The organism is Alteromonas sp. ISO5, assembly GCF_058105165.1.
Genome location: NZ_CM176572.1, coordinates 1,599,667 through 1,617,093, shown reverse-complemented (window position 1 = coordinate 1,617,093; position 17,427 = coordinate 1,599,667). Strand labels below are relative to the sequence as shown.

At 48.9% G+C, this 17,427-nt stretch carries 16 protein-coding genes and 1 pseudogene; 4 read left to right on the top strand and 13 right to left on the bottom strand.

Features of this window, described 5'->3' with window-relative positions:
- The first annotated feature begins 6 nt into the window (after window positions 1-6).
- The gene (locus tag AC2T0J_RS07350; RefSeq protein ID WP_489809486.1) at window positions 7-360 is read left to right on the top strand and encodes a hypothetical protein; all 354 of its coding nucleotides are present in this window, start codon (window positions 7-9) and stop codon (window positions 358-360) included.
- On the opposite strand, the gene AC2T0J_RS07345 is transcribed toward AC2T0J_RS07350, so the two are convergent.
- From AC2T0J_RS07345 to AC2T0J_RS07295, 11 genes are all read right to left on the bottom strand, one after another.
- Complete coding sequence (locus tag AC2T0J_RS07345; protein WP_489809485.1) at window positions 357-1,133, bottom strand: IclR family transcriptional regulator; 777 nt, start codon at window positions 1,131-1,133, stop codon at window positions 357-359. The genes AC2T0J_RS07350 and AC2T0J_RS07345 overlap by 4 nt on opposite strands.
- 54 nt (window positions 1,134-1,187) lie before the next feature.
- Window positions 1,188-2,036, bottom strand: a complete 849-nt coding sequence (gene kduI, locus AC2T0J_RS07340) for a 5-dehydro-4-deoxy-D-glucuronate isomerase (protein ID WP_489809484.1) — start codon at window positions 2,034-2,036, stop codon at window positions 1,188-1,190.
- Between the two features lie 28 nt (window positions 2,037-2,064).
- Window positions 2,065-2,829: a 2-dehydro-3-deoxy-D-gluconate 5-dehydrogenase KduD gene (gene kduD, locus AC2T0J_RS07335; RefSeq protein WP_489809483.1), complete on the bottom strand. Its 765-nt coding sequence runs from the start codon at window positions 2,827-2,829 to the stop codon at window positions 2,065-2,067.
- Between the two features lie 329 nt (window positions 2,830-3,158).
- Window positions 3,159-3,620: an NADAR family protein gene (locus tag AC2T0J_RS07330; RefSeq protein WP_489809482.1), complete on the bottom strand. Its 462-nt coding sequence runs from the start codon at window positions 3,618-3,620 to the stop codon at window positions 3,159-3,161.
- Window positions 3,621-3,770: 150 nt separating this feature from the next.
- Window positions 3,771-5,186 (bottom strand): Na+/H+ antiporter NhaC, encoded by a 1,416-nt coding sequence (nhaC, locus tag AC2T0J_RS07325; RefSeq protein WP_489809481.1) that lies wholly within the window; start codon window positions 5,184-5,186, stop codon window positions 3,771-3,773.
- 209 nt (window positions 5,187-5,395) lie between these two features.
- The gene (locus AC2T0J_RS07320; protein WP_489809480.1) at window positions 5,396-5,644 is read right to left on the bottom strand and encodes a hypothetical protein; all 249 of its coding nucleotides are present in this window, start codon (window positions 5,642-5,644) and stop codon (window positions 5,396-5,398) included.
- Between the two features lie 12 nt (window positions 5,645-5,656).
- Window positions 5,657-5,800, bottom strand: coding sequence for a hypothetical protein (locus AC2T0J_RS07315; RefSeq protein WP_489809479.1), 144 nt, complete (start codon window positions 5,798-5,800; stop codon window positions 5,657-5,659).
- Between the two features lie 97 nt (window positions 5,801-5,897).
- Window positions 5,898-6,284, bottom strand: a complete 387-nt coding sequence (locus AC2T0J_RS07310; RefSeq protein WP_489809478.1) for a hypothetical protein — start codon at window positions 6,282-6,284, stop codon at window positions 5,898-5,900.
- Window positions 6,285-6,415: 131 nt separating this feature from the next.
- The gene (ilvA, locus tag AC2T0J_RS07305; RefSeq protein ID WP_489809477.1) at window positions 6,416-7,954 is read right to left on the bottom strand and encodes a threonine ammonia-lyase, biosynthetic; all 1,539 of its coding nucleotides are present in this window, start codon (window positions 7,952-7,954) and stop codon (window positions 6,416-6,418) included.
- The gene (gene ilvD / locus AC2T0J_RS07300) at window positions 7,951-9,801 is read right to left on the bottom strand and encodes a dihydroxy-acid dehydratase (RefSeq protein ID WP_489809476.1); all 1,851 of its coding nucleotides are present in this window, start codon (window positions 9,799-9,801) and stop codon (window positions 7,951-7,953) included. The genes ilvA and ilvD overlap by 4 nt, the downstream gene beginning before the upstream one ends.
- A gap of 29 nt (window positions 9,802-9,830) precedes the next feature.
- On the bottom strand, window positions 9,831-10,763 hold the full coding sequence (locus tag AC2T0J_RS07295) for a branched-chain amino acid transaminase (RefSeq protein ID WP_489809475.1): 933 nt from the start codon (window positions 10,761-10,763) through the stop codon (window positions 9,831-9,833).
- A gap of 508 nt (window positions 10,764-11,271) precedes the next feature.
- Between AC2T0J_RS07295 and AC2T0J_RS07290 the strand changes: the two genes are divergently transcribed.
- A complete protein-coding gene (locus AC2T0J_RS07290) occupies window positions 11,272-12,783 on the top strand; it encodes a YifB family Mg chelatase-like AAA ATPase (protein ID WP_489809474.1) in 1,512 nt (503 codons plus the stop codon).
- On the opposite strand, the gene ilvY is transcribed toward AC2T0J_RS07290, so the two are convergent.
- Window positions 12,765-13,628 carry an HTH-type transcriptional activator IlvY gene (ilvY, locus tag AC2T0J_RS07285; RefSeq protein ID WP_489809473.1) on the bottom strand — a complete coding sequence of 288 codons (864 nt, stop codon included), beginning with the start codon at window positions 13,626-13,628 and terminating at the stop codon, window positions 12,765-12,767. The two genes, AC2T0J_RS07290 and ilvY, sit on opposite strands and share 19 nt — an antisense overlap.
- A gap of 157 nt (window positions 13,629-13,785) precedes the next feature.
- On the opposite strand from ilvY, the gene ilvC reads away from it, so the two are divergent.
- Complete coding sequence (gene ilvC / locus AC2T0J_RS07280) at window positions 13,786-15,267, top strand: ketol-acid reductoisomerase (RefSeq protein ID WP_489809472.1); 1,482 nt, start codon at window positions 13,786-13,788, stop codon at window positions 15,265-15,267.
- Between the two features lie 270 nt (window positions 15,268-15,537).
- Here the strand turns inward: ilvC and AC2T0J_RS07275 are convergent.
- Window positions 15,538-15,698, bottom strand: a pseudogene (locus tag AC2T0J_RS07275) (IS5/IS1182 family transposase); the annotation flags it as partial.
- A 503-nt stretch (window positions 15,699-16,201) separates the two neighbouring features.
- On the opposite strand from AC2T0J_RS07275, the gene AC2T0J_RS07270 reads away from it, so the two are divergent.
- Window positions 16,202-17,425 (top strand): HlyD family secretion protein, encoded by a 1,224-nt coding sequence (locus tag AC2T0J_RS07270; protein ID WP_489809471.1) that lies wholly within the window; start codon window positions 16,202-16,204, stop codon window positions 17,423-17,425.
- Window positions 17,426-17,427: the final 2 nt, after the last annotated feature.

Below are 17,427 nucleotides of genomic sequence, written 5' to 3'. Positions count from 1 at the left end.
GGCACAATGGTGAATCTCTCTATCAATATCAAAGGGATAAGTACATTCTTTTTCGCCGCTGGCATTTTACTTTTCATTCAGGCATTTTACGTCTCATCCATGACTAACGGTACCTCTGATTACCTGTTCAACCTGCACGATATTCAAAACGAGCAATATACCCGTATCGGCTTAAAACAAAGCAAGGTAGTGCTAAGCAGCGAAGTGATCAGAGAAGTCACCGATCGCTTCACCAGCCATGCATTTCATGCCGTATTGGCCATGAGCGTGGCAGGGGTTATTTTCCTTCTGCTTGGCTTTTTACTCAGCCGCTATCAGATAACTATCTGCGAAATACCTGCGGATGAGCGAAAACCCTAAGCGCCCAGGCGCTTTTCTGATAACTGGTAGGTATCGCGGTAGATCCCACGAGCTGCCTCCTTGGCGAATTCAGCTACAGCGGGGATTTGTGATGTTGGAAACGTCACGGCAGGCGCGGTAACCCCCACAGAAGCTACTACTACGCCACGGTTGTCTCTCACCGGCACCGCCAGACAACGCACATCTTTATTGTACTCACGTTCGTCTACCGCATAACCTAGGGCTTCAACTCGCTTGAGCTCTTCACGAAGTTTATCGATGTCGGTAATGGTGTACTCGGTATGCTTCTCCATCGGATGTTCCCGCAGGATTAACTCCAGGTTGTCGTAATACAGAAACGCCAGAAACACTTTGCCTCCTGCAGAACAATGCAACTGGGCCTGCACTCCAGGGCGTTTGGACACCATCAGGGGGTTAGGGCTATCCACCACTTCAACAATCAGAATACTGCCATTATTGGGCACGGCCAGATGGGCTGTGTGACCGCTTTTTAGCGCCAGGCGTTGAATGTGCGGGATCGCCAACTGATGCATTCGATCTGAGTTAATAATATGTAACCCGAGCTTCATCAGATCAGTGCCGCAAAAGTAGCGTTTACCCCGTTTTTCCAGCATCTGTTCATTGCACAAAGTACGTAATAACCGAAACAACGTAGTACGGGGTAACTCCAGCGCCACCTCCATCTCGTGCATGGTCATGCCCTCCGGCGCATTAGCCAGGGTTCTGAAAATCTGACAGGCATGGTTAACACTGGGGATCAGATAACGTTCCATAATCACTTCCGGGTTAGATCGTTAATATAGTATAGAACTCAGACTAAATAGCTACTAACGGAGTTGATCCGGTGGGTAACTGTCCATGTCGCCATAATCAAGATTTTCACCCGCCATGCCCCAGATAAAGGCATAATTTGACGTTCCCACACCGCAATGAATAGACCAGGGTGGAGATAACACAGCCTGCTCGTTCTGTACAAAGATATGCCGTGTTTCGTGGGGTTCCCCCATGATATGACAGACCGTCTGGCCTTCGTCGAGATCGAGATAGAAGTACACTTCATTACGGCGGTCGTGCTGGTGAGCAGGCATGGTATTCCATACGCTGCCCGGCAGCAGGCGGGTGAGTCCCATTTGTAACTGACAGGTTTCCACCACGGTGTTAATCATTAACTGATTAATGTTCCGTTCATTGGAAGTTTCCTGCCCACCAAGATGCAACACCCTGGCATCACTCCTACCAATTTTTTTGTTGCTGTAAGCATGATGGGCCGGCGCTGAATTTAAATAAAACTTAGCTGGTTTCGCTGGATCATTGGAATAAAAAGTGACTGCTTTATTCCCTTTGGCGAGATACAGCGCTTCTTCCCGGGCCAGACTAAACTCTTCGCCATCGGCCACCACTGTGCCGTCACCACCGATGTTAATAATGCCCAGCTCGCGCCGATCCAGGAAGTGTTCGGCTTTCAGAGCATCCAGCGTTTCCAGCACCAACGGCGAATCGGTGGGTACGGCGCTGCCCAGCATGAATCGCTCGTAATGGCTGTAAACCCAGTAAACCTTGCCCGGTGTCATCAGTTTGTCGACCAGAAAGGTATCGCGCAGTTCAGTTGTGTCGTAGCCTTTTACTTCGCGCTGCCCGACTGCATACCTGACTTCGTATTCAGTTTTGTTAGACATAATAGTAAGTCCTTAAATCAATTCGTTGCTATCGGGCCAGGAACCCGCCGTCGACGGCGAGTATATGCCCATTAATATAGTTACTGGCGGCGCTGGCCAAAAATACGGCTGCCCCCTGTAGGTCTGATGTTTCGCCCCAGCGGGCAGCCGGAATGCGCTTGAGAATCTCATTACTACGCTCAGTATCGTCCTGTAGAGCCTGGGTATTATCGGTACGGATGTAACCCGGCGCGATAGCATTTACCTGCACGTTGTGCTGACCCCATTCATTGGCCAAGGCCTTGGTTAACCCTGCCACCGCATGCTTGCTGGCCGTATAAGCCGGCACCGTAATACCACCGCTATAGCTGAGCATGGACGCGATATTAATAATTTTGCCCTGCTGACGCGCTACCATGTCCTTGCCAATCTGCTGACACAAGATAAAGGTGGCATCAAGGTTTACCTGCAACACGTGTTGCCACTGCTCCAACGGAAACTCCACCGCCGGGCTGCGATAGATGGTGCCACCATTGTTAACCAGAATATCCACTTCGCCATACACGCCCCTGGCTTTGTCAGCCAGTGCCTTCACAGCTGCGGCGTCAGACAGATCAGCAAACAGTTGTGAGGCCTCACCACCTTCATCAGTAATTTTACTGACGGTGTCTGCACAACCACCTTCACGACTACTGCCACAAATCACTTTGGCACCGGCAGCTGCCAACCCTGTAGCCAGCGCCTGACCAATGCCACGACTGGCACCAGTCACTAAAGCAACCTTATTGGTTAATCCAAAATCGGGGGTGGCCATATACCCGTTCTCCTGTCGGCTAACTCTCTCAAATGAGCCTATAGTGTGGTTGGGAGGCCGGATTTGAAGCAAGTAATCCGTAGCAGAAGTACCAAATACCGTCGGTTTGTTTCACATGTGGAACTCACTGTCGGAAGGGGGCTCACCGGCCAGTGAAAGTGAGGAATTTATATCATCGGTACGAGAGCAGTTACCGGGTGGTGAAAATAAGTAGCCATGACGGACGCCGGGCATCTTTGCACAACCCAACGTCTATTCTTCGACACTGTCAGCCTTGCTTTGTGTACTTTTTCAGTTTCACAGGCGCCCCTGGCTATAAGGTTTAAGGGTTAATCTGCAAGCAGTTTCAGACGAATATCCATCCACGCTTTACCGATATGATTCAGGCCACGTTGATCGCGACCAATGCCCCAAAAATAATCATATTGTGAAGTTTCGATCATCAACCTGTCACCCGTTGCTAACAGTGCTTCGCGGACTTCATCATACATTTGTACTTTGGTGTACAAAGCACGCTTCATCAGTATCGGTGCGGTGATTTTAAAGTCAGCGATTTTGCCACGATACCAGGCATGCCCATAGGCATTTGCTTTTTCACCGGTTGGGAGAGTGGCGACTTTACTGGCTTGCCGGGCGCTGCGTAATGTTTTTGCCTGAACATAATGTTCGCAGGTCAGCCAGTTCTGGTCCTCCAGAAAAATAGGGTGTGCTGAACATGTAGAAAGTGGATTAGCACTATCGAACCGGGAAAACTGATACGCTTTCTCCAAAGCTAGGTTGGCAGTGAACAAAATAAATCCTCAGGCGAAATGTGATAGTCAGGAAGTATATAGCGTTCTTAAGGCATTGTAATTTTGTAGTGAGCATGACTGAGATTCGACAATCCAACCTACCGTTTCAGGTTCACCTCTGCACGGTATTTATCTGGTCAGCAGTCAGCGTTAGCTTGCCGACTGAGGTTCAGGCGTGCCATCGGCTTCATACTGAACGGGTGCAAAGTGATACCAGCCCGCGTAGCTGTATAACAGCGCAATACCGAGTACCAGCCAGTGGTACCACAAAAACGGCAGGTAATTCAGCGTGCTGACCCCCAGCGTAGTGGCCATAAAGATACCTCCGTCAGTCCACGGGATCATAGGAGTGGTCACCGTCCCCCCGGATTCAACATTGCGCGAAAGTACCCGTTTATCAATGCCCATTTGCTCGTAGTTTCGCGAGGTAATGGTGCTAGCGGTCATTATCGATACATAGGCCGCGCCGCCGAGCGCATTGCCTAAAATACCGCTTAGCATGGTGGAAAGCCCCAATCGGCCAGTGGTGGTGGCCCAGTGTTGCAAAGCATTACACACCGCCTTTAACACGCAAATAGACTCCATCAGTCCACCCAGTCCCAGTGCCAGAATGACCAACAGGATCACCGATAACATAGAAGTGATACCGCCTCGATTGAGCAGGATCTGCAAAAACTCAACGTCAGTATCGATAAAGTTGCCGGTATATAAACTTTCGAAGGCACTAACCAGTGAAGCCTGTTCAAACATCATCGCCCAGATTACACCGAGCAACGCTCCCAGGCAGATAACCGGGAACGACGGCAGGCGCATCATCAACAAACCAATCACAATCAATGCCGGTAGCAACATATACCAGCCAATGGTGTAGTGGATGGCAATGGCATTCATCACCTGTTGAGCGGTGCCGGTACCACCATCGTGCTCAAAGCCCAGGCCCACCAGCAAAAAAGCAATACCAGTAATAATGCAGGCCGGCACACTCACATACAGCATGGATTTAATATGCGCGATAAGATTTACCTGGCACATTGAGGCTGTCATTACAGTAGTATCGGAAAGCGGTGAGAGTTTATCACCCACATAAGCGCCTGACACAGCGGCCCCCGCCACCAGCGCTGGCGGTAAATCGAAACCTGCACCAATGCCCATCATGGCAATCCCCGCCGTGCCAGCGGTACCAAACGAGGTACCTGTTGCCAATGAGGTAATAGCACAAATAATAAAGGCCGCCGGTAAAAACAGGGCCGGGTCCATTACCGACAGCCCAAGGTAAATAATGTTGGGCACAATACCACCAGCCATCCAGCTACCAATCAGGGCGCCAACGGCGATTAGGATCAAAATCGCATCCATTCCCTGGTTAACACCTGCAATAACGCCTTTTTGCAGATGATGATAGTCATAACCAAGGTATTTCCCAAAGCCCATCACTACAAACCAACAGCCAATAAACGCCAGTTGAATAGGTAACCCCAGATGATGTACTGCCACAAAAATAATGGCCAGAAACGCAGCGGTGAGTATGAGAATTTCAGTCAGAGAGGGCAATCGCGTTTTGTGCATGAAGATCCCGGGCTGTGCTGCCGCAACGCCATTATAAACGTTGGTTACTACGCCTAAATATTATTCTGTATACTTTTTATCCCACATAAGATTATGAAAGTAAAGGTGCTCGATGAGCGATTGGAAAAAAGAATGGCGGGAAGCATTTCCCGCCATGGCTTACAGAGAAAGCAAGGGTTGGGATAACACAATTAAATCGTTCACAAATATCAGTCAGACTGCGTGAGAAACGCGAGCACCTGTTGATGGTTGTGCTGTCTGGCAACGCTTAATGCAGCCTTTCTTTCGTGCGCCTGCAGCGCCATATCATTGCCGGTATGGCTAAAGTATCTTAACAAGGTGAGATCACCCCGCCTGGCAGCATCCTGATACAGTCGGGTACGGGTTTTACTGGTGAAAGACACCGATAAGCACAACGGAATACAACACAACGTAGCGGTGAGTAATATCAGTAACATTACCGCCTCCGGCTAAGCGTTAGGTGGCTGTTCCGTCACAGCGTCTTTGCATAGTTGATCGCCATAATAGTTGTCACGGAAATTACAATCGCGTTGCGGTTGCTCATGATTGGTGGCGGGCTTGCGGTTTAGCAGGTGATGAATGATTTGCTGCATCAGACTTTCCTCTACACTTAATCGATGGGCAGAGTATGACTGACAGTATAAAATTATAAAAATAATTAAAACTGATTAATTTGATTTGTTTTTATGATTAGGGAGAGAGACGCTTTACCAGTTCCTGGTAGGCCGCTTGATCCTGACTTTTGAGTGTAGCCAGGTCGGCCTCGATGGTATCGAGCAGCGTTTTATTTTTAACCGCTTCAATCTCTTTAGCCATGGTCCTAAGAGCATCTACCGCTTCACCAGGCTCACCCTCGGCAATCTCAAGCACCGCATCGGTCAGCTTACCAAGCTGCTTGCCGTAACTGGCCGCTTTGGTAATAACTTGTTTTTCAAGGGCCGCATTGCCGGCAATATTGATTTCGTATTGGGGTGAAAACCATTCGGTAAACCAACTTGTGACCGGCGAAATATCTTTTACATTGCCACTTAAGGGCATATTCCAGGCGAAAGGTGGAAATGAAAAGGGGTTAAACATGTCACACTCCTTATGAACATAAACTCGTCTAAGTATAGAGTGCGCTGCGTTTTCTGGCTATTCTTTAATCAAATAAAATACACCCCGACAAAAATACCCGGCAGGTGCCGGGTATTGAATTTGCTTAGGGGTTACTTAGGTTCTGATAAAAAGAACCGGTAAGCCGGATTGTCAGTGACATCCTGGCAGGTATAGTTGAGCGCGGTTACATGCTCATCAAATGCCGCGCGGCTTTCTGGCGGGATATCGAATCCGGCCAGCACCAACCCTTCTGCCGCCCCGTGGTTACGGTAGTGGAACAAGGTAATGTTCCAGCGTTCACCCAGGGTACTCAGGAAGTTAAGCAGCGCTCCAGGGTATTCCGGAAACTCAAAGCTGAATACCACTTCATTAAGGATGGTTGGCGGACGCCCCCCCACCATATGACGAACGTGCAGTTTGGCCAGCTCATTGTCTGACAGATCAAAGCACTGATAACCTTTATCACCGAGCTCTGCTGTGAGGGCTTCAAATTCAGCCTTGCCACCACGCAGTTTAATGCCAACAAAAATATGCGCTTCGCTCTGCGACGCATATCGATAGTTAAACTCAGTAATCGTACGGCCACCGAGACATTCACAAAACTGCTTGAAGGCACCCTGGCGTTCCGGGATCTTCACCGCAAACACGGCTTCTTTTTGTTCACCTAACTCACAACGTTCAGACACATAACGCAGGGTATGGAAATTGGTGTTAGAACCACACAATATGCCACCCAGCTTTTTGCCCTGAATGTCGTTTTGCTTAACGTATTTGCGGATCGCCGCTACCGACATAGCCCCGGCGGGTTCAGCAATCACCCGGGTATCGTCGAATATGTCCTTAATGGCACCACAGATTTCATCGTTGGTGACTGTCATGATCTCATCGACGTACTGATTACACAGGCGGAAGGTTTCGGTACCCATCAGTTTAACAGCCACACCATCAGCAAAAATGCCCACTGAGCTCAAGCTGGTTGGTTCACCGGCGTCTTTAGCTGCCTTAAAACAGGCGGATTCTTCCGACTCTACGGCAATAATTTTGATCTCAGGTTTTAACTGCTTAAGGTATACCGAGATACCGGCCGCTAGCCCGCCACCGCCAACGGCGATGAACAAAATATCGAGGTTTGGGTTTTGCTCAAGCAGTTCACGGGCAATGGTACCTTGCCCGGCAATCACATCCGGATCGTCAAACGGCGGGATAAGGGTATACCCATGCTCAGCGCTTAGTACCCGGGCATGAGCACTGGCGGTATCAAAGTTGGTGCCATGCAGCACTACGTTTGCATGCTGGCCGCCAAAACGGCGTACCGCTTCAATTTTAATATCCGGCGTGGTTTCCGGCATCACAATAGTGGCGTTAATGCCTTTCATATTGGCACTGTATGCCACGCCCTGGGCGTGGTTACCCGCCGACGCAGCAATAACACCTGCCTCTAACTGCTCAGGCAACAAACTGGCGATACGGTTGTACGCACCGCGTAGTTTAAACGACTTAACCGGTTGCTGGTCTTCACGTTTTAAAAAGACGTCGTTGCCCAGTTCGGCGGTTAAGCGCGATAACAATACCAAATCACTGTTAACCGCCACGTCGTAAACCGGCGCTAACAGGATTTTTTTCAGGTATTCGTGATCGGTAACGGTCATAGATCTTCCAGTTTGGATGGGTCTCTTACTGCGCCTTTATCGGCACTGGTAGCCAGCATGGCAAAGGTTTTCAGTGACAGTGAAACTTCACGCTGACGGCTTACCGGTCGCCATGGACGTTCACTGGCTTCCATCGCAGCACGACGGGCCTGTAGCTCTGCATCGGTAATGGCAATATTGATGGTCCGGTTAGGAATATCGATCTCAATGGTATCGCCCTCCTGCACTAAACCAATACCACCGCCACTGGCGGCTTCTGGCGAGCAGTGACCAATCGATAACCCCGACGTACCGCCTGAGAAACGGCCATCGGTGATCAGTGCGCAATCTTTACCTAAGCCTTTAGACTTCAGATAGGAAGTCGGATAGAGCATTTCCTGCATGCCCGGGCCGCCTTTCGGGCCTTCGTAGCGAATAATGACCGCATCACCGGCAACTACCTGATCGTTCAGGATTGCGGCAACGGCTTCGTCCTGGCTTTCATAAATACGGGCGCGACCGGTAAATGTCAGAATGGACTCGTCCACGCCGGCAGTTTTCACAATACAGCCATTCTCTGCCAGATTACCAAACAGCACGGCCAGACCACCCTCCTGACTGTATGCGTGTTCTAAATCACGGATACAACCCTTGGCACGGTCGGCGTCGGCTTCATCCCAGCGACAATCCTGGCTAAACGCTTTGGTGGTACGAATACCGGCCGGGCCTGCCCGGTAAAAGGTGTTGGCATCGGCATTGTCGGGGTTAGTGATATCCCACTCGGCAATAACGCCTTCGATGGGCTTGCCCAGTACGTGGGCACAATCACCATGCAGTAAGCCGCCTTTGTTCAGTTCGTTGAGAATACCGAGTACGCCACCGGCACGGTGCACATCTTCCATATGATATTGCGGGGTAGAAGGTGCAACCTTACATAAGTGCGGCACTTTACGTGATAAGCGGTCGATATCGGCCATGGTAAACGGCACTTCACCTTCCATCGCAGCAGCCAGTAAATGCAGGATGGTATTAGTAGAACCGCCCATGGCAATATCCAGGCTCATAGCATTTTCAAAGGCGTTAAAATTAGCAATATTACGCGGCAGTGCAGAGGCATCATCGTTTTTATACCAACGCTCACACAACTCAACGACCAGTTCACCGGCACGCTTAAACAGGCCTTCACGGTCGGCGTGAGTAGCCAGCATAGAACCGTTGCCCGGTAAGGAAAGACCTAAGGCTTCGGTTAAGCAGTTCATGGAGTTAGCGGTAAACATGCCAGAGCAAGAGCCGCAGGTCGGGCACGCTGAACGTTCGATTTCATTGGAGTCATCGTCTGACACTTTATCGTCGGCAGCAGCCACCATGGCATCGACCAAATCGAGCTTGATGATTTGGTCAGACAATTTGGTTTTACCGGCTTCCATCGGGCCGCCGGATACAAACACCACCGGAATGTTCAGACGCATGGCCGCCATTAACATTCCCGGCGTGATTTTGTCGCAATTAGAGATACATACAATGGCATCGGCGCAGTGCGCATTCACCATATACTCAACCGAGTCGGCGATAATTTCACGGGACGGCAGGCTGTACAGCATACCGCTGTGGCCCATGGCAATACCATCGTCTACGGCGATGGTATTGAATTCTTTTGCCACACCACCTGCAGCCTCAACACTTCGGGCCACCAGTTGGCCCATGTCTTTTAAGTGAACGTGGCCTGGCACGAACTGGGTAAAGGAGTTGGCAATGGCAATAATAGGCTTACCAAAATCACCGTCTTTCATACCGGTGGCCCGCCATAAAGCGCGCGCTCCGGCCATGTTGCGTCCCTGTGTTGTGGTTGCAGATCTTAACTTAGGCATAAAAAACTCTCGTCCCGTGGGGGTATATCTTATTTATAAACCGGGGTTAACCAGTTCCATTTATCTTCGGTTTTGCCGTTAAACAAGCCGAAGAACATGTCTTGAATTTCTTTGGTGATCGGGCCACGACCGCCTTTACCAACGGTAATGCCGTCAACACTGTTTACCGGCGTGACTTCGGCAGCGGTGCCGCACATCAGGATCTCGTCGGCCAGATACATGGCTTCGCGCGGAATGTTCTCTTCGCGGATTTCATAACCCAGTTCTTTGGCCAGCGTCATGACCGTGTCGCGGGTAATACCCGGCAGGATTGCCGCGGTTTTAGGCGTAGTGCTGATAACGCCATCGCGGATCACGAAGATGTTTTCGCCAGCGCCTTCACTGATGTAACCGTTACGGTCCAAGGCAATACCTTCGCCGTAACCGTGACGACGGGCTTCCATTGATATAAGCTGTGAAGACAGGTAGTTACCACCCGCTTTCGCGCCAGTCGGCATAGTGTTAGCCGCCAGACGGTTCCAGGAAGAAATACCGGCATCAACACCGTTTTTCAGCGCTTCTTCACCTAAATAAGCGCCCCATTCAAAGGCCGCAATCGATACTTCTGCTTCAGCATCCAAAGGCACTTTAATGCCCATACCAATATCACCAAAGAAAGCAATCGGACGGATGTAAGCGGATTTAAGATCGTTTTTAACGATGATATCCATTAGCGCCTGATTTAATTCATCCATCGTGTATGGAATGTTCATGCGATAGATTTTGGCTGAGTCGAACAAGCGACGGGTGTGTTCCTGTAAACGGAATACACAGGTACCCTGATCTGGTGTGTTGTAAGCACGCACACCTTCAAAGACTGATGAACCGTAGTGAATAGCGTGAGTCATTACATGAACGGTAGCCTCTTTCCAGGGGATAATGTTACCGTTAAACCAGATATAATCAGCAAGTTGCTTAGCCATGACGTTTCCTTAAGAACAAGCGGGTTTCAGATAACCCGTAAAGAGTAGCCGGTTGTTAACTGGCCACCATAATTAATACCGCGTCAGATGATACATGACGCGGACTCGCGACCCAATGCACAGCGGCATTTTTCGCAGATAAACAGTGTAAACTCGTGCAATAAGGTGCGCGTTTAGCGCTACGACACTCGCGGTGCAATTTGCACGGAATAATTAATACCGTTATCGCCAATAGTTTATCGGCTGACAATAACGAGATACAGACACAGATTCGGAAGTTTTTGGCTGGCTTTTGAAAGGATACTTAACGCTTGGCTGTAACGTTGTCCTTTCAGGGGCGTAGAAATACCACGGATCCCGGGGCCTGATCAAGGGCAGGGCATAAAAATTAACCTTTTGACCGACCAAACCAACCAATTCTTCGACGAATCTGCACTAAGGCTCAGTATTCTCACACGCCCATCCTCACTACACTGCTCTATAAAACGCCGGAACAGTACAGAACATCATGGGAATGGGAATTGTATATACCCGCGGTGCCGCCGGGATCAGCGCACCAAAAGTAAAGGTGGAAGTGCACTTATCCAACGGTCTGCCTTCCTTTAAGTTAGTCGGTCTGGCTGAAACCGCCGTGCAGGAAGCCAAAGAACGGGTGCGCAGTGCCCTGATAAACAGCGGGTTTGAATATCCGGCCCGGCGTATCACGGTAAACCTGGCACCGGCTGATATCCCCAAAAGCGGCGGACGCTATGACTTGGCCATCGCGTTAGGGATACTGATAGCCATGGGACTCGTTGAACAGACCCCGTTTAATAACACTGAAGTTGCCGGAGAGCTTAGCTTAAACGGTGATATTCGCCCGGTGCCCGGCTTGCTACCGGTAGCTATGCGCTGTGCAGAAGACAACCATACCCTGGTGCTTCCCGCAGGTAACGAAGCGGAAATTCAGTTAGTGAATAACCTGGAATATCTGCAGCCAGCCACACTGCTGAATATTTTTTTGCACTTCACTCGGCAACAAACGCTTGAGCTTAAACACACCCAAAATAACGTTATCCTGCCACCACCGAGCCCACGTTGGGATGACATCATCGGTCAGCAGCAGGCTAAACGAGCCCTTTGCATTGCGGCAGCGGGTTCGCATAATCTGTTAATGGTAGGGCCGGCAGGCACCGGAAAAAGCCTACTCGCCAGTCGCCTTATAAGCTTGTTACCGCAACTTACTCATCAACAAGCACTGGCCACTGCCGCGCTGTATTCGGTAAAAGGTGAACAGCGTGACACCGAAGACTGGTTAACACCGCCATTTCGTTCTCCCCATCATACTTGCTCGGCGATTGCGCTGACTGGCGGAGGTGTTCACCCGCAACCAGGCGAAGTGTCGCTGGCGCATAATGGTGTATTGTTTTTAGATGAGCTGCCTGAGTTCGGTCGACAGGCGCTGGAAGTGCTGCGCGAACCGCTGGAGACGGGCGATATTTGTCTCTCCCGCGCCTCTGGTCAGGCAAAGTATCCCGCCCGGTTTCAATTATTAGCGGCTATGAATCCCAGTCCGACCGGGGATATCGATGACGGGCGCAGCACCACTCAACAGATTCAGCGCTATTTAAGTAAGCTTTCAGGCCCGTTACTCGACCGTATTGATATACAGATTGAAGTGCGCAGGCCGGGCTCCTACGCGTTTGCACCGCCTTTGTCGGGTGAGGATTCAGCGGTGACGGCCAGACAACAAGTTATGGCGGCCCATGAAATTCAGCAGCGGCGCCAAGGCAAAAGCAACGCCGCGTTGAGTGTAGCGGAGCTCAGCACCTATTGTGCAATGCCAGCGACAACCGAGGACTTTTTACAGCGCGCTGCCATAAAACTAAAGCTGTCCATGCGGGTATTTCATCGCACCATTAAGGTAGCCAGAACTATTGCGGACCTTGAGAACCAGGCGCAGATTAACACCGACCATATTGGCGAAGCGTTGGGGTACCGGGCGCTGGATAATTTAATTCGTCAGTTTAATTCAAGCTGAAACAGCGCGTTGATCAACGGCTCATGTCGGCGTTCCTGTAAACAAGCCAGCCCCAACTCGTAGGAGCCGATATCGTCTACCTGAATACGAGTAACACTGGACGACATACTGGAGTGGTCAAGCACTACCTGGGGCACAAAGCCAATGCCGCAGCCTAACGCCACCATAGAAACAATGGCTTCATTGCCGCCTACAGAAGCATACACATTTGGCCGAATACCATGTTCGGCAAACCAATGATACACAATCCGCCGACTCGGCCCTTGCTCTGGCAATATCACCTGGTTGACCCGCCAGTCAACCTGTGCCAGTTGGGTCAATCGCCTGTCACGGGGTGCAATTAATACCAGGGGAACAAAGTCCAGGCCGGAAAAACACAGGTCGGTGGGAAAGTCCGGAGAGTGAATGGCAATAGCCACATCCGATTTTTTATGCTTCACATGTTCGATTGAAAGCCCTGGATCACCAGTCACCAGTCGGATGTCTACACCGGGGTAACGCTGGCGAAAACGAGACAGAACGGCAGGCAAATGACTCTGGCTGGCAGTCACGGAACAGTAGAGGCTTAACTCCCCCTGCAGGGCCTTACCATCGTCACGCAGTTCTTGCCTGACCTGTTGCCACTCGCCCAGCACTTGTTCGCTAAAATTCAGTAATTTATGGCCGCCATGGGTGAGTGCCACCGAGCGATTATCGCGTTTAAACAATACACATCCACACTCTTCTTCAAGGCGTTGAATCACCCTGCTCAGCGTCGATGGTGAGACGAACATGGCTTCCGCCGTGTCACCAAAATGTAAGCTTTTTGCGAGATGATTAAATAGTTGGAGACTGCGAAAATCCATGGTGATTTCACTTTTTGCAACACTGTTTTGCAAATATATCATTTTTCAAAACGAAAGGGGTAGCGTATTGTTTGCTACAAGTCGTCAGTGACGAGGTCATCCCTGCTGTATGAAGCAACGGGATAACGACAAAAAGAAGTTCGGAAATTATTTTTTTATGGCTAATTATTTCAACACTCTGTCTTTACGTCAGCAACTGGACCAGTTAGGTCGTTGTCGCTTTATGAATCGCGACGAATTTGCTGATGGTTGTGAGTTTCTTAAAGGTAAAAAAATTGTCATCGTTGGCTGCGGTGCACAAGGCCTTAACCAGGGACTCAACATGCGTGATTCAGGGTTAGACGTCGCTTATGCGCTGCGTCAGGCTGCGATTGATGAGAAACGAGACTCATTCCAACGCGCCTCTAACAATGGTTTTAAAGTAGGTACCTATCAGGATCTGATCCCCACTGCGGATGTAGTTTATAACCTGACACCTGATAAGCAGCACGCCAGTGTAGTCGAAGCAGTAATGCCTTTAATGAAAGAAGGCGCAACCTTAGGTTACTCACACGGTTTCAACATTGTTGAAGAAGGTCAGCAAATCCGTAGCGACATTACTGTGGTTATGTGTGCGCCTAAGTGCCCGGGTACTGAAGTACGTGAAGAATATAAGCGTGGTTTCGGTGTACCAACACTGATTGCCGTTCACCCGGAAAATGATCCGAAAGGTGAAGGCTGGCCAATCGCTAAAGCACTGGCAAGCGCCACTGGTGGCGACCGTGCAGGTGTTCTGGAATCGTCTTTTGTTGCAGAAGTGAAGTCTGACCTGATGGGTGAGCAAACTATCCTATGTGGTATGCAACAGACTGCAGCGATTCTGGCCTTTGAGAAAATGACTGCTGACGGTATTGATGCCGGCTATGCAGCAGCCTTAATCCAGTATGGTTTAGAAGCCATTACTGAAGCGCTGAAAATCGGCGGCGTAACCAACATGATGGATCGCCTGTCTAACCCAGCGAAGTTAAAAGCTTATGATTTGTCAGAAGAACTGACTTCTCTGATGCGCCCACTGTTTGAAAAACACCAGGACGACATCATCAGCGGTGAATTTTCCCGCACTATGATGGCCGACTGGGCAAACAACGACGCAAACCTGCTGAAATGGCGTGAAGAAACCGGCGAAAGCGGTTTTGAAAATGCCCCGGTTTACGACGGCGAAATCTCAGAGCAAGAATTCTTCGACAACGGTATTTTGCTGGTAGCAATGATTAAAGCCGGTGTAGAGATGGCCTTCGACGTAATGGTTGAAGCAGGCATCCTGCCAGAGTCGGCTTACTACGAATCACTGCACGAAACACCACTGATTTCGAACACTATTTCGCGTAAGCGTCTGTACGAAATGAACGTGGTAATTTCAGACACAGCAGAATACGGTAACTATTTATTTGCGAACGCGGCAGTACCATTACTGCGCGAGAAGTTCATGCCAAACATCGATACCAGCGTAATCGGTAAAGGGCTGAGCGTAACGTCTAACCAGGTAGACAACAAGCGTCTTACCGAAGTTAACGAAGCGATTCGCAACACTGGCGTTGAAGCCATTGGTAAAGAATTACGCGGTTACATGACGGATATGAAAGCCATCATCGAAGCGTAGACAGTTTCTGTCGTTAGGTGCTTAACCAAGCCCTTTTGCCCGACCAATTTGGTCGGGCTTTTTTATATTTAACTAACGGCCCCGGTAGTCAGGACGAGAGCATAAGCGCTCAAATATCGTTCAACGCTACCAAACCTGCCGCTAACATCTTTTTCAAGTAATCAGTGCTACCCTGCGCACGCTTCTGTTTCCATAGCACACTCACTTTTCTGGTTGTCTCCGCACGAAGCTTGTTCAAGGCAAGTTTCCTCGCCCCTGGCAGTATTTCGGCACACCGCAGTCCGATAGCCATTGATTGACCCTCTTAAGTAACATGCGAGTTAGCTTGTCCTTTTCCTGCAGGAGCCTAAAGTTCATTATAATGGTGCGGACAGATATCGCTTTATCTAGGCATGGAAACTGGTGCACTGGGCAATCTCGTACAATGCGTCGCGATTAGAAGAACGCTGCACTTCGGAGTTGAATTCGCGGATAGTCGAACGCAGATAACTCATATGTTTTTGATGATAATGGTATTGCCGTATCATGCCTAACAAGAATAGGTGTACTGTTGTGAAGCCTATGAAAATATTTACATCAGATAATTCGGCCCAAAGCTGTAGACGCGTATGAACTAACATTTGTAATGTTGACGCCTAGCTACTTAGCCAATATATTAAAAAAGCATCAGGGAAGGACTCTCATTTAATATAAGGAAATTATCAATCAAAAAATCTGCATCAAATCTACGAAAACTGATTATTGGAGCGACAATTGCTATTGCATCATTTGCTGCGGTAGCCGGTTGTTTTAATTCTACGCAATGTGATTCAGAAGGGAGGTGTATCACCATAAGAATTTGCCACCCAGAGCAAACGCCACCTGTACCTGAACCTGGTGTACCTAGTATTTAAAGTTTAATAACAGGTAAATTTATTTCGGGAGTCCTTTTCGGGTGCATGATTTAATTAAAACAAAGAAACACACATTCTTTACTGAGAGAAAATTTCTAATCCCAGTTTTTTTACTTTGTTTTTGTGGCATCGTATTCAGTTTGTATTTGAAGTCAGACGCTGATATCGATACACAAAAAAAGTTTACTGTTTCTATCACTGAGCAACCTTCAGTAGCTCGGGGTAATGGAAAAATTACTGCAGTTAACCATCGCGTATTATCAGCTAACGAATCCGGGATCGTCGAAAAGATCTTTGTTAAGCAAGGTCAATCGATAGAGTTAGGCCAACCACTTATTCAAATTAATAACCCCAGTCTATTAAGAGAATCTCGGGAAGCGGAATTTACTGCAAACGAAATAATAGCCCAAACAAACTATCAGCATAGTCAGTTAGATTTAGAGTTGGAAGCATTGCGATCAGATTTGGCGCGATCTCGGTCAGTTTTAAAAGGTGTCCAGTTAGAATTAAGAGCAAATGAAAAGCTCAAAGAGTCAGGGATCATATCTAAAATTAAGTTCGAACAGTTAAAGTTAACCGTCGAACAGGCCCAAATGGATGTTAACAATCTTGAACATCGGCTAACCTTAATGGAACCAACAGTAAAGAATCAGCAGGACGCTTTACTGGCACAGCAGCAAGCAGCAACTGATAGAGTCTTATACTACAGAAAACGGATCGACTCTTTGATAATAGAATCACCTATCGCCGGTGTTTTAAGAGAACTCCCTATTACTCAAGGGGAAGCTGTGACTGAGGGAGCAAAGCTATTAGACATCGTTGACAATACACAATTGGTCGCTGAGATTACCGTACCACAATACCTGGGCGACAAAATTCGCGAGTCTTACATTGCTACAGTTGAAACACCTAATGGTCAAATTAATGGGCAGGTAGAATTTGTAGATCCAATCGTAAGACAGGGCGCTGTTCTAGTTAGAATTCAATTACCGCATGATCTCCCCCATTGGCTAACAATGGAGCAATCGGTTAAAGCGGCAATTAATATGTCTACCCCTATGACTATTGCCTCAGTGGAAAGACCGGATTTTTATACTGATGAACAAGCCTGGGAGATACATCATGTGATTGATGGGCAACGATACGCAACTGATATAAAAGTTATAAGTGCCAATAATGATAGCTTGGTGCTTGATGGGGAGCTACAAAGTGGCGACCAAATAGTATTCGTACCCATTGAAAAGCAAAGCGTTTGGTTTAACTAGGT

What these genes read in the sequence shown, in the direction of transcription:
- AC2T0J_RS07350 (WP_489809486.1), top strand. Translation starts at nt 7, where the DNA reads ATGGTGAATCTCTCTATCAATATCAAAGGGATAAGTACATTCTTTTTC.
- AC2T0J_RS07345 (WP_489809485.1), bottom strand. Translation starts at nt 1,133, where the DNA reads ATGGAACGTTATCTGATCCCCAGTGTTAACCATGCCTGTCAGATTTTC.
- kduI (WP_489809484.1), bottom strand. Translation starts at nt 2,036, where the DNA reads ATGTCTAACAAAACTGAATACGAAGTCAGGTATGCAGTCGGGCAGCGC.
- kduD (WP_489809483.1), bottom strand. Translation starts at nt 2,829, where the DNA reads ATGGCCACCCCCGATTTTGGATTAACCAATAAGGTTGCTTTAGTGACT.
- nhaC (WP_489809481.1), bottom strand. Translation starts at nt 5,186, where the DNA reads ATGCACAAAACGCGATTGCCCTCTCTGACTGAAATTCTCATACTCACC.
- AC2T0J_RS07320 (WP_489809480.1), bottom strand. Translation starts at nt 5,644, where the DNA reads ATGTTACTGATATTACTCACCGCTACGTTGTGTTGTATTCCGTTGTGC.
- AC2T0J_RS07315 (WP_489809479.1), bottom strand. Translation starts at nt 5,800, where the DNA reads ATGCAGCAAATCATTCATCACCTGCTAAACCGCAAGCCCGCCACCAAT.
- AC2T0J_RS07310 (WP_489809478.1), bottom strand. Translation starts at nt 6,284, where the DNA reads ATGTTTAACCCCTTTTCATTTCCACCTTTCGCCTGGAATATGCCCTTA.
- ilvA (WP_489809477.1), bottom strand. Translation starts at nt 7,954, where the DNA reads ATGACCGTTACCGATCACGAATACCTGAAAAAAATCCTGTTAGCGCCG.
- ilvD (WP_489809476.1), bottom strand. Translation starts at nt 9,801, where the DNA reads ATGCCTAAGTTAAGATCTGCAACCACAACACAGGGACGCAACATGGCC.
- AC2T0J_RS07295 (WP_489809475.1), bottom strand. Translation starts at nt 10,763, where the DNA reads ATGGCTAAGCAACTTGCTGATTATATCTGGTTTAACGGTAACATTATC.
- AC2T0J_RS07290 (WP_489809474.1), top strand. Translation starts at nt 11,272, where the DNA reads ATGGGAATGGGAATTGTATATACCCGCGGTGCCGCCGGGATCAGCGCA.
- ilvY (WP_489809473.1), bottom strand. Translation starts at nt 13,628, where the DNA reads ATGGATTTTCGCAGTCTCCAACTATTTAATCATCTCGCAAAAAGCTTA.
- ilvC (WP_489809472.1), top strand. Translation starts at nt 13,786, where the DNA reads ATGGCTAATTATTTCAACACTCTGTCTTTACGTCAGCAACTGGACCAG.